We start from the raw sequence: 12,155 nt of genomic DNA on the forward strand, positions 1-12,155 counted from the left end.
AAGCAGCGTTGCCAACCGGCTGGCAGAGGACGCGCCGCTGCCTTCGTCACCCAGTTCCGCCTCGGGCTGGTCGGCGGTTTCGGCCTCGATCTTGCTGTCGATCCAGATGCGGAAGGCGTGATAGACGACGTAGCCGATAAACAGGATCACCATCACGTCCAGCAGCTTGTCCGCGTGGCTTTCGACCATCAACGTTGCCTCTGTGTCCCAGATATAGAAGAACGCATAGGCCCCCGTAACAAAGGCGAGGATACCGGCCACGCGCCGCGCCAGACCTTCAAAGCTGGTGAGACTTTGGCGTGGCACCATTGCCGCCTGTCGGTCAGCCTCGTCCAGCGACATGGTATCATCCGCTTGCGCTGTGCCGGCGGCCTCGGGCGCGTCCTCGTCCAGGGCGGCATCCGCGCGCTTCTCTCGGCGCAGCTCGTTCAGGCGGCGCATCATGCGCGCGCGGGCAAAGCCGCGTTCAATAGCATAGTTGATCACACCGTAGACCACGATGATCGACACCAGAATACCATAAGCCCCCGCGATCAGAGGCACGGAGCTCGGGTTCTCGAGCACCAGATCATAGGTCAGTTCGAACCAGGCAAAAATCGCGTAGGCCACCACCAGCGGTGCCCAGGCCCGCGACATAAATCGCCCCACGGCGCTGCATTCCGACGCGGGCTTGCCCTGGCGCAGCGCGTTTGAAATGGGGCGGCGGTTGACCCAGATCATCAGAATATTCGCCACGACGATCGCCGCCGACATCAGGGAGGCGATGAAAGCATAGACATCATAATTCAGCCCCAGTTCAGCGATCCAGATACCGAACAGGATCGCGACGGTATCAAGGCTTGCCATCATCCACAGCCAGCGGTGCAGGCGTTTGGCGTCGCGGTCGCTGAACACGGGGATGCGGTATTGCGACAGGAAGGGTGACAGGATCATCCGCCACAGGCCCGCGGCCACGCGACAGACGAAATAGCCGATGTTGATCAGCGTGACAGTGAACTGGATCGCCGTGTCTTCAAGCGGTCCAAACAGCAGCGTGCCCAGAATATAGGCCACCACCATCGACACCAGAACGCCGATGATCCCCATGAAAAACCGAAACACCAGAAACGGCATCTTTTCGGTATAGCCGACGGGGTTCGCCTGCACTTTGGCAGTGACGAAGCCGCGTGCCATTCGCTTGCCGAACAGCTCTACCTCGACCACGGCCCCGACGGCAAACAGCGCGAGCGCCACCAGCAGCGTCTCACCGAAGGCCCAAAGCGTGCCGTCCGGGCTGGCGGCCCGCAGAATATAGATCACCTCGTTGATCGCGTCGGGCAACTGCACGATGCGTTCGATCAAGGCAGTGCGGAACTGGTTGCCCCGTTCTTGCAGGTGCATCAGCGCAGAGGTTTCCTTGGCCAGCGCCGCCTCTTGCCGGTCGCCCTCGGTCGGTTGGGCAGATGCGGGCTGGTTCAACAACTGGCCCGCGCTATCGACCACCACCACGCTCACCCCGCTTTCAGCGGCTTGCCTGATGACCTCTTGCAGTCGCGCGGCGTCGCCTTCTGCATCGCTGACGGCAGTTTCCTGCGCTGTTGGCAAAAGGGACAGAACCCCTTGCGCCGTCGCGGCGTTGGCAAAGGGCAAGACCCACAGCGACAAAAGAAGGGTGAAGATGAAATGCCGCATATGTCCTCGCTCATGGCCTTGGGGAGCAGTCTTGAGACGCTAAGGCGCCCCACGTGCCATTGCAATCTTACCCCCCCGGCCCCACCTACTCCCCCTGACGATGAACCGCGAAGGACGCCGAATATGACACGCGCCGCATCTTCCCACGGGCTTGGCCCGCTCAAACGCCGGTTTTCGCAGCCCATTCAGGGGCGGCGACGGCGGAAGGTGCTGAAATGCATGACATGTTCGCCATAGATGCCTAAGGTATTCTTATTGGGCTGTTCGACCGGCAGACCAAGGTGATGTGAGTGTATTCGGTTTCTGGGTGCATCGGGCGGGACGGGTTCACCTGCCTTCGACAATAAACGCTTTCTAGCCGCCAGACTGATAGCTGCGGCCAAGGATATTTGACTAAGTTAGGATCGGCCCATGCGCCAAACGGTCTCGAACAACGCCCGCAATGGCAAACCAGCGCGGCGGGTGCTTTTCTATAGCCACGACACCTTTGGATTGGGCCACTTACGGCGGTCGCGCGCACTGGCTGCCGCCTTGATGGACGGCGACGAAGATGCCTCGGCCATCATCCTGACCGGATCGCCCGTCGCAGGGCGTTTCACCTTTCCCAAAGGCGTCGACCACATCCGCCTTCCCGGCGTGACGAAGCTGGCCGACGGTAGCTATGTGGCGCAAACGCTTGGCCTTGATATCGACGAGGTCACCTCTCTGCGGGCCGGTCTGATCCGCACCGCGATCGAGGAATACACCCCCGATCTGCTGATCGTGGATAAAGAGCCGACGGGCTTTCGCGGGGAACTGCTGCCCAGCCTTGACTGGCTGCGCGAGAATGGCACCACCAAAGTCGTGCTGGGCCTGCGCGACGTGCTGGATGAACCCGAGGTGCTGGCCGCCGAATGGGAACGCAAGGGCGCGGTTGAAGCGACCGAGAAATACTATGACGAGATTTGGGTCTACGGCATGCGAGATGTGTATGACCCGACCAAGGGGCTGACCCTGTCGCAGGCGGCCCACGACCGGATGCATTGGACCGGCTACCTGCGCCGCGAGGCCCCGGACGAAACACCCCCCGCCGAAGAACCCTATGTGCTGATTACCCCCGGCGGCGGCGGGGACGGTGCCGCGATGGTGTCGCTGGTGCTGGACGCCTACGAGCAAGACCCCGACCTGACGCCAAATGCCAAGCTGATCTACGGCCCCTTCCTGTCCGGCGACGTCCGCGACGCCTTTGACGCGCGGGTGGCCAAGCTGGGCGGGCGGGTGACCGCGCTTGGCTTTGATAGCCGGATCGAACAGCTTTATGTCGGGGCTGAAGGCGTGGTTTGCATGGGCGGTTACAACACCTTCTGCGAGGTGCTGTCTTTTGACAAACGCGCCGTCATCGTGCCGCGCACCGTGCCCCGGTTGGAACAATGGATCCGCGCCAGCCGCGCCGAAGAGCTTGGGCTTGTCCGCATGTTGGAAGAAACCCGTGATGGCATGACGCCGGAGGCGATGATCGCCGCAATCCGCAACCTGCCGCATCAGAACAAACCCTCGCAAGCCGGTGCAGACGGGCTGCTGGACGGGCTTGACGTGGTGGTTGAACGGGGCCGCGCCCTGATGGGCGGCGGCGCATGACCGACACCCCTGCCCCCCTCGCCCCCGCCCCCCTCGCCATTGTGGTCAAAGGCTGGCCGCGCCTGTCCGAGACCTTCATCGCACAAGAGCTTGTCGCCCTTGAAGAAGCCGGTCTGCGCTTCGACATCTGGTCGCTGCGCCACCCGACCGATACGAAAACCCACCCGTTGCACGACCGGCTGCAAGCGCGCGTGCGCTATTTGCCGGAATACCTGCGCGACGATCCCGAACGTGTGGCCGCAGCACAAGAGGCCGCGAAAGCCATGCCCGGTTACGACGCGGCATGGGAGGTTTTCCAACAAGACCTCTTGCGCGATGACACCCCTAACCGCCGTCGCCGCTTTGGGCAGGCCTGCGTCATGGCACATGAGCTCCCCGCCGAGACCCGCGGCATCTATGCGCATTTCCTGCACACCCCGTCCTCGGTCGCGCGTTATGCCGCAATCCTGCGCGGACTACCGTGGAGCTTTTCTGCCCACGCCAAGGACATCTGGACCTCGCCCGACTGGGAGTTGCGTGAAAAGCTGGACCCCGCCAGCCACGGTGCCGCCTTTGGTGCCACCTGCACGGACTTTAACGCGCAACATCTGCGCAGTCTTACCACCGCCCCGGACCGGATTGATCTGGTCTATCACGGGCTGGATCTGGCGCGTTTCCCCGAACCGCCAACCCGGGTCCAACGCGCCAAAAGCGATCCGTTCCAGATGATGTCTGTCGGGCGCATGGTCGAGAAGAAGGGCTTTGATAACCTGATCGATGCGCTGGCGCTGCTGCCTAATGAGTTTGACTGGCACTGGACCCATATCGGCGGCGGGGACCTGTCGGAACCGATGAAAGCACGCGCAGAAACGCACGGGATCAACGACCGGATCACATGGCGCGGGGCCTGCGACCAACCAGAGGTGATCGCGGCCATGCGCGCCGCCGATCTGTTCGTGCTGCCTTCGCGCATTGCCAAGGACGGTGACCGTGACGGGCTGCCCAATGTGCTGATGGAAGCGGCAAGCCAGAAGCTTCCGCTGCTCAGCACGCCCGTATCCGCCATCCCCGAGTTCATCACCAGCGGCACCACCGGCGTGCTAAGCGACGATGCCCCCGCCGCCCTTGCCGAGGCGATGCAGCGTTTTGCGGAGGATCCATCGCTTGGCCCTCGGCTGGCCGAAGCCGCCCACGACCGCCTGCATGCAGAGTTCACCATGGCCCCCGGCATTCGCCAGCTCCACAAGCGGCTGACGGCGATGCTGGCACAGGGCGGCTGATGCGGCTTGCGTTCTACGCTCCGTTAAAGTCGCCTGATCATCCGGTACCCTCGGGGGATCGGGCGATGGCGCGTGGATTGATGGCCGCGCTGCAACGGGGGGGCGCGACCGTCACAGTCTCCAGCACCCTGCGCAGCCGCGACGGGGCGGGCGACAGCGCGGCGCAGGCCATGCTGTTCAACGCTGCCGAGGCCGAAGTGACCCAAGCCACCGCCCGCGGTCGCACCGAAGGCTGGCAGGCGTGGATCACCTATCATAACTATTATAAGGCCCCCGACCTGATCGGCCCCGCGGTCGCCCGCGCCCTTGGTATCCCCTATCTGCTGGTCGAATCCAGCCGTGCGCGCAAACGGCTGACAGGCCCGTGGGCCGGTTTCGCCCTAGCCGCCGAGGCCGCAAGCGACGCGGCGGATGTGATCTTTTACCTCACGCACCGCGATGCCGAAACGCTGCGCCGCGATCAGACCGTGGTGCAGCGGCTGGTGCATCTGCCGCCGTTTCTCGCACAGGGCGCTTTGCCTCTGCCGTCCGCGCTGGATGGCCCGATGCTGGCTGTCGGTATGCTGCGCGACGGGGACAAACGCGCCTCGTATCAGATCATCGCGGAGACGCTGGCGCTGCTGCCAACAGACAGCTGGCGGTTGGATATCGCGGGTGACGGCCCCGCCCGCACCGAGATAGAGACGATGATGGCCCCCTTTGGCGATGCGGTTCGGTTTCTTGGGGAGCTTGATGCGACCGCCATGGCCGCCGCCTATCGCCATGCGTCGCTGCTGTTCTGGCCCGGGGTGAACGAAGCCTTTGGCCTCGCCTATCTGGAGGCGCAGGCCGCGGGCCTGCCCGTCGTGGCCCAAGACCGCCCCGGCGTGCGCGATGTGCTGGCCCCCGGCCCCTATCCCGCGCCGGAAAGCGGCACTGCGCCGCTTGCCGCACAGATCACAGCGCTGCTGTCGGATACCACCCTACGCCACACACGCGCCCATGACGCCCGCGATTTTGTTGCGCAACATCATCTGCTTCCCACTGCCACCGCGACCTTGCTGGCGGGGTTGGAAAGCTGCGGGGTGCGCCCGTGATCCGGCTTGCCCTGCTCCGCCACGGTCATACAAGCTGGAACCGTGCGGGCCGCATTCAGGGGCGCACGGATATCCCGCTGGATGATGACGCCCGCGCCGGTCTGGCGGCGCTGGCATTGCCCATGCCTTGGAACCGTGCCGATCTTGTATCAAGCCCCCTGTCTCGCGCTGCTGAAACCGCCCGACTGGTCGCAGACCGCGCGCCGAAAACCGCGCCCGCGCTGATGGAGATGGACTGGGGCCAATGGGAAGGGCTGCACGGCGTGGATCTTAAGGCAGACCCCACCAGCGGGTTCCGTGATATCGAGGTTTGGGGCTGGGGCTACACCCCACCCGGCGGCGAAAGCCCCGACAGCCTGCGCGCACGGCTGATCCCTTGGGCCAACGGCTTGACGCGCAACACTGTCGCCGTCTGCCATATCGGCGTGATGCGTGTTTTGCTGGCCCATGCGACCGGCTGGGGTTTCGCTGGCCCCGCCCCCTTTCAGATCAAGCGCAACCGCTTATATCTGCTGGATATTTCACCCACGGGCTGGGCCGCCCACCCTGATCCCATCCGACTGGAGCCGCGCTTATGAAGGTCAGCATCGTCGTCACACATCTGCTGGGCACCGGCCATCTGGCCCGCGCCTTGACCCTTGGCCGCGCCTATGGGGCGGCGGGGCATGATGTGCAGGTCGTCTCGGGCGGGATGCCCGCACCACAGTTGAACAGCGACGGCGTTGACGTGGTACAACTGCCGCCGCTGCGCTCTGACGGTGTGGATTTCGCGCGGCTGCTGGATGAACATGGTACGGTCGCCTCTGAAGCGTTGAAGGCCGCGCGACGCGAGATGCTGGTCACCCACATCCAGACCCGCGCCCCCGATCTGCTGATCACCGAACTGTTCCCCTTTGGGCGCCGCACCCTCAAGGCAGAGTTCATGGCCCTGCTTGACGCCGCAGATGCCCTGCCCGCGCGCCCACTGATCTGCGCATCGGTGCGCGATATCCTCGCGCCGCCATCCAAACCCGCCAAGGCGCAGCTGGCCGATGATCTGGTTGCGCAGTATTACGATGCGGTGCTGGTCCATGCGGACGAGGCCGTGACGCCGCTCTCGCTCAGCTGGCCGGTGTCCGGCGCGATGCAGGGCAAGCTGCGCTATACCGGTTTCGTCGCACCGCCCCCCGCCAGCCCCCATCCCGACCGGCTTGGCGCGGACGAGATTATCGTCAGCGCAGGGGGCGGCGATGTGGGCGCGCATGTGTTCGACACCTGCCGCGCCGCGGCCGCGCGCGATGCGGGGCGGGTCTGGCGCTTGCTGCTGGGGGGGCAGGATGCAGCCGCACGCAGCGCCGCGCTGATGCAGGATGCCCCCGCGAATGTGGTGATCGAACCGGCGCGCCCCGAATTCCGCCAGATGCTGTATCACGCCGCCGCCTCTGTCTCTTTGTGCGGCTACAATACCGCGCTGGATGTGCTGCAAAGCGGGGTGCGCGCGCTGTTTGTCCCCTTTGACGCCGGCAACGAGGTGGAACAGGGGCTGCGCGCCGATGCGCTGTCCGCGCTACCGGGGATCGAGGTGCTGCGCAGCGCTGATCTGACACCGGACAGGTTGCTGTCCGCCTTGGCAACTCTGCACGCCGCCCCGACCCGACCTGCGCAGACGGACGGGTTTGACGGGGCCGCGAGAACGGTCACCCTAACCGAGGCGATGCGAAAGGGCACGCGATGACCGTGGATTGGGCCAATCTTGACGCCGAGCTTGCCCTATGGCGCGCAGAGGGATTGCACCTGCCGATCTGGTGGCGCGATGATGATGCCATCGCCCCAAGCCCCGCGCTGGATCGCCTTGCCGCACTGGCGGAGGATCTGTCCCTGCCCGTGCATATCGCCGTGATCCCTAAACATGCAGAACCTACGCTTGCCGCCTATAGCAAGGACCGTCCGCTGATCCGTCCGCTGGTACATGGCTGGCAGCATATCAGCCACGCGCCCGACGGGGCGAAAAAGGCAGAGTTCGGGCACCCGCGCCCCGATGCTGCCCACGAGTTCGCCCAAGCGCTGAACCGGATGCAACAGCTTTTCGGCGACGACCTGCTGCCGATCTTTGTGCCGCCGTGGAACCGGTTGGACGATGGGTTGCTGCCGGTGTTGGCAGACGCAGGCTATGTCGGGGTGTCGACCTATCTGCCGCGGAACAACCGGATTGCCGCCCCCGGGTTGGTGCAGATCAACACCCATATCGATCCGATTTTCTGGCGCGGCACCCGCAGCCTTGTCCCACCGGACACGCTGATTGCGGATATCACCAAACTGCTGCAGGACCGCCGCAAGGGGCTGACTGACCCGCAGGAACCCTTGGGGTTTTTGACCCACCACCTGGTACATGACGAAGATATCTGGGGGTTCACCCACGCTTGTCTGGCGCGGCTGCTGGACGGTGGGGCTGTGCCTGCACAGATGGCAGAGCTGCCCTGACCTTTGGTGTCGTTCAACGAAAAAGGGGCGCATGAAGCGCCCCTTTCAATAATCGTCTTAGCTGTCCATCTTCAAGGCAGAGATAAATGCCTCTTGCGGGATGTCGACCTTGCCGAACTGGCGCATTTTCTTCTTACCCGCCTTCTGTTTATCCAACAGCTTGCGTTTCCGCGAGGCGTCGCCGCCGTAGCATTTCGCGGTCACATCCTTGCGCATCGCCGATAGGGTTTCGCGCGCGATCACCTTGCCACCGATGGCCGCCTGAATCGGGATCTTGAACATGTGACGCGGGATCAGATCTTTAAGCTTTTCAACCATGGCACGGCCGCGCATTTCGGCGCGGTCGCGGTGCACCATAGTGCTCAGCGCATCGACAGGTTCGTCGTTAACCAGAATAGACATCTTGACCAGCGCATCTTGGCGGTAGCCGATCATCTGATAGTCAAACGAGGCATAGCCCTTGGTCACCGACTTCAACCGGTCATAGAAGTCGAAAACCACTTCGTTCAGCGGCAGATCATAGACCACCATCGCGCGACTGCCCGCATAGGTCAGGTCCATCTGGATGCCGCGACGGTCCTGACACAGCTTGAGCACGTCACCAAGATATTCATCCGGCACAAGGATGGTCGCCTTGATGCGTGGTTCTTCGATGTGGTCCACGAAGGTCAGGTCGGGCATGTCAGCGGGGTTGTGCAACTGCTCGACCGTGCCGTCTTTCATGTGGATGTCATAGATAACCGACGGCGCGGTGGTGATCAGGTCGATGTCATACTCGCGCTCGATCCGGTCACGAATGACTTCAAGGTGCAGCAGGCCAAGGAAGCCGCAGCGGAAACCGAAACCCAGGGCGGCGGATGTTTCCATCTCGAAGCTGAAAGACGCGTCGTTCAGCGCCAGCTTTTCAATACTGTCGCGCAGGTCTTCGAACTCGGCTGCGTCCACCGGGAACAGGCCACAGAAGACCACGGGCTGCGCCGGCTTAAAGCCCGGCAGCGGGGTTTCGGTGCCCTTTTTCTCGTGCGTGATTGTATCCCCGACCCGTGTGTCGCGGACCTGTTTGATCGATGCGGTCAGAAACCCGATCTCGCCGGGGTTGAGGCTGTCGATCTCGGTCATGGCGGGGCGGAAGACGCCGATACGGTCAACATGGTGCACCGACCCGTTCTGCATCATGCGGATACGGTCGCCTTTTTTCAGCTGACCATCCATGATCCGCACCAGAACGATGACGCCCAGATAGCTGTCGTACCATGAATCGACCAGCATCGCCTTCAACGGCGCGTCCTGCGTGCCCTTTGGCGCGGGCAGCTTATGCACGATGGCTTCAAGCGTTTCGACAATGCCCTGACCTGTCTTGGCCGAAACACGGATCGCTTCGGAAGCATCGATCCCGATCACATCCTCGATCTGTTCCGCCACGCGGTCGCAGTCGGACGCAGGCAGGTCGATCTTGTTGAGAACCGGCACGATCTCGTGATCCGCATCAATCGCGTGATACACGTTGGCGAGCGTTTGCGCCTCAACGCCTTGGGTGCTGTCCACGACCAGCAGCGATCCTTCGACCGCGCGCATGGAGCGAGAGACCTCGTAGGCAAAGTCGACGTGACCGGGGGTGTCGATCAGATTGAGGATATATTCCTCGCCGTTCTGGGCGGTGTAGTTGATCCGCACCGTCTGGGCCTTGATCGTGATCCCGCGCTCGCGCTCGATATCCATCGAGTCGAGCATCTGCGCTTTCATATCGCGCAGGGAAACGGTGTTCGTCTCTTGGATCAGGCGATCGGCGAGCGTGGATTTACCATGATCGATGTGCGCGACGATGGAGAAATTGCGGATATGTGAAAGTGGTGTCATGAGGCAAGGATATGGTGCGGATTCAAGCGCTGGTCAATGGGCTGGATCGCCTGTTCCCCTTGATCATTAGGGCATTTGACGCGCGTCGGCGGATTTACCTGCATTCTGATCGCAAACGTCAAAGGGGGGATGCGATTTTTTCGCGGTCACCTGCCATGCAGAAACCGCATACCGCCGCCAACGTCAATATATCAAGGCGCTTGGCAGTACTGCGCGGTACCGCCCCCTTTAGCAATGTTGCAACACCGGCATTTCGTATGGCTGCCTTATGGTTTTATCCCGCGAGCGGCGGCGTTAGATCAGCCTTCTCAAATGGTCTGCACCCTTGCAGATCGGGCGAATTAAGGAATTTTGAGATGAAGATGAAACACTCGCTTGGCACAGTGACCGTTGCAGCCCTTGGTCTGGCGTCGCTTCCCGCGCTGGCACAGGCCCAAGAAGGCCCCGTCTGGGACGTTTACGGCCAGCTGAACTTTGGCGTTCTGAGCGTTGACGACGGTGTGGACACAAACACCACGTTTATCGACAACGACAACTCCAACAGCCGTGTTGGTCTGACCATGACCCAAGCACTGCAAAACGGGTCCGAACTGCGTCTGACCTTCGAAGCAGGCCTTGGCCTGACCGGGTCCTCCGCCATCAATGGCGACGACGACAGTCTGGATTTCGACTACCACCGCACCGAACTGCGCAAACTGGACCTGACATACCGCACGCCAAACGCGGGTATCTTCTCGTTTGGTCAAGGCAGCACGTCGACAGATGGCACGGCCGAAGCGGACCTTTCGGGCACCGGTGTTGCCGCCTATGTGGGCATCAACGAGATCGCGGGCAGCCAGCAACTGCGTTTCGCGGATGGCACGCTGTCGACCCTTGCAATCGGGAGCACCAACAGCTCTTTCGACGGCAGCCGCCGTTTCCGCGTGCGCTATGACACACCTGTGTTCAACGGCTTCTCCGCATCGGTTTCCTACGGTCAGGAAGTCTTGAAATCGGGCGATGACAACGACTACTACGATGTCGGCACACGCTACGTTCAAGACTACGGCGACTATTCGGTCGACGCGCGCTTGGGCTATTCGTTCCGCGACACCAGCAACGATCTGGTCATGGGCTCCGCCGCTGTTCTGCACCAACCAACCGGTCTGAACCTCGCGGTTTCCGCAGGTCGCCGCGTTGCGGGTGACGCAGACTACGCCTACATCAAAGCGGGCATCACCCGTGATTACATCGCAGCGGGTTCGACATCCTTCTCCGTGGATTACTACGACGGGAACGACTTCGTTGTCGCAGGGTCCAGCACCTCTTCCGTGGGTGTCGCCGTTGTTCAGCGCCTCGACGCGTACAACACCGAGCTTTACGCAACACACCGCACCTATGACTTCGACGATCCGTCGGCCTCCTATCAGGATCTGGACGTGACCTTCGTTGGTGCGCGCTGGAAGTTCTAAGCAACACACGCCTTTGCCCGATCTGTTCGGGCAAAGGCATTTCCGTTTTGCACCCTCAATCGTGAATTGCTCAATTTGCAGTTTTCCGGCATAAATGCCAGCAGCAGTTAGGGCAGCCTCGGGATCAACCCGGCGTCCGAGAGATGAGGCAAAACGATGGTACGACTTTTCACGATGATCTGTGTTGTTGGCACGCTGGCCGCTTGCGGCGGACCGCGCGGCTATAACCCCAGCGGCGGCTTTGGCCGGGGCGCTGTCTTGTTCGCCACGGGGCCGATCCACAACGCCTGCATGAAATCGGGGCGCAAACAGGCGAGCGCGGCGCGCTGCGGCTGTATCCAGGCCGTTGCCGATAAAGAGCTTTCTTCGTCAGAACAGCGCCGTGGCGTACGCGTTTTCTCGGACCCTCACAGCCTGCAAGAGGCGCGCCAGTCCGACCGCAAAAGCGACAATGATTTCTGGGCTGTATGGAAAGCCTATGGCCAGACAGCATCGACGCTGTGCAGCGCCACCTAAGACCGTAACACCGGCGGCAGGGGCACGCCCCTGCCCTAGATCTGTGGCCGCGAGGGCGGGCCAAAACGGTCAATCAGCCGGTCTTTGATCTGATCACGGGCGGCGCGGTATTGCGCGATCTTGGCATCGCGCGTCTCCCCCAGCCCTGTCGGGTCGAGGATCGGCCAATATTCCACAGTCAGATGATAGAACCGCGTCAGTTCCAGCGCGCGGCGTTGGCTGGCGGGGCTCAGCGCGATGATCAGATC

General features: G+C 62.5%; 10 protein-coding genes and 1 pseudogene. 8 read left to right on the forward strand and 3 right to left on the reverse strand.

Features of this window, described 5'->3' with window-relative positions; genetic code table 11:
* The coding region (locus tag B3849_RS16375) for a mechanosensitive ion channel family protein (RefSeq protein ID WP_286780442.1) at positions 1-1,671 on the reverse strand (1,671 nt) is incomplete at its 3' end.
* 411 nt (positions 1,672-2,082) lie between these two features.
* Between B3849_RS16375 and B3849_RS16380 the strand changes: the two genes are divergently transcribed.
* The 6 genes from B3849_RS16380 (at position 2,083) to B3849_RS16405 (ending at position 8,083) form a co-directional block, all read left to right on the forward strand.
* On the forward strand, positions 2,083-3,288 hold the full coding sequence (locus tag B3849_RS16380; protein ID WP_278425066.1) for a glycosyltransferase family protein: 1,206 nt from the start codon (positions 2,083-2,085) through the stop codon (positions 3,286-3,288).
* Entirely contained in the window at positions 3,285-4,547 is a 1,263-nt protein-coding gene (locus tag B3849_RS16385) for a glycosyltransferase family 4 protein (RefSeq protein WP_286780443.1), read from the forward strand. The genes B3849_RS16380 and B3849_RS16385 overlap by 4 nt, the downstream gene beginning before the upstream one ends.
* A gap of 65 nt (positions 4,548-4,612) precedes the next feature.
* Entirely contained in the window at positions 4,613-5,623 is a 1,011-nt protein-coding gene (locus B3849_RS16390; protein ID WP_278425062.1) for a glycosyltransferase family 4 protein, read from the forward strand.
* Positions 5,620-6,201, forward strand: coding sequence for a histidine phosphatase family protein (locus B3849_RS16395; RefSeq protein ID WP_278425061.1), 582 nt, complete (start codon positions 5,620-5,622; stop codon positions 6,199-6,201). Before B3849_RS16390 ends, B3849_RS16395 begins: the two co-directional genes overlap by 4 nt.
* The gene (locus B3849_RS16400) at positions 6,198-7,337 is read left to right on the forward strand and encodes a glycosyltransferase family protein (protein ID WP_278425059.1); all 1,140 of its coding nucleotides are present in this window, start codon (positions 6,198-6,200) and stop codon (positions 7,335-7,337) included. Before B3849_RS16395 ends, B3849_RS16400 begins: the two co-directional genes overlap by 4 nt.
* Complete coding sequence (locus B3849_RS16405) at positions 7,334-8,083, forward strand: polysaccharide deacetylase family protein (protein WP_278425058.1); 750 nt, start codon at positions 7,334-7,336, stop codon at positions 8,081-8,083. Before B3849_RS16400 ends, B3849_RS16405 begins: the two co-directional genes overlap by 4 nt.
* Before the next feature lie 57 nt (positions 8,084-8,140).
* On the opposite strand, the gene lepA is transcribed toward B3849_RS16405, so the two are convergent.
* Positions 8,141-9,940, reverse strand: coding sequence for a translation elongation factor 4 (lepA, locus tag B3849_RS16410; RefSeq protein ID WP_005851903.1), 1,800 nt, complete (start codon positions 9,938-9,940; stop codon positions 8,141-8,143).
* Between the two features lie 356 nt (positions 9,941-10,296).
* On the opposite strand from lepA, the gene B3849_RS16415 reads away from it, so the two are divergent.
* Together B3849_RS16415 and B3849_RS16420 are read left to right on the forward strand one after the other, a co-directional pair.
* A complete protein-coding gene (locus B3849_RS16415) occupies positions 10,297-11,391 on the forward strand; it encodes a porin (protein WP_278425055.1) in 1,095 nt (364 codons plus the stop codon).
* Positions 11,392-11,547: 156 nt separating this feature from the next.
* Complete coding sequence (locus B3849_RS16420) at positions 11,548-11,907, forward strand: hypothetical protein (protein WP_107277672.1); 360 nt, start codon at positions 11,548-11,550, stop codon at positions 11,905-11,907.
* A gap of 35 nt (positions 11,908-11,942) precedes the next feature.
* On the opposite strand, the pseudogene B3849_RS16425 reads toward B3849_RS16420, so the two are convergent.
* Positions 11,943-12,155 (reverse strand): annotated as a pseudogene (locus B3849_RS16425) (low molecular weight phosphatase family protein); the annotation flags it as partial.

The organism is Sulfitobacter sp. UBA4523 (assembly GCF_002388305.1).
In the GTDB taxonomy this organism is placed as follows: domain Bacteria; phylum Pseudomonadota; class Alphaproteobacteria; order Rhodobacterales; family Rhodobacteraceae; genus Sulfitobacter; species Sulfitobacter pontiacus.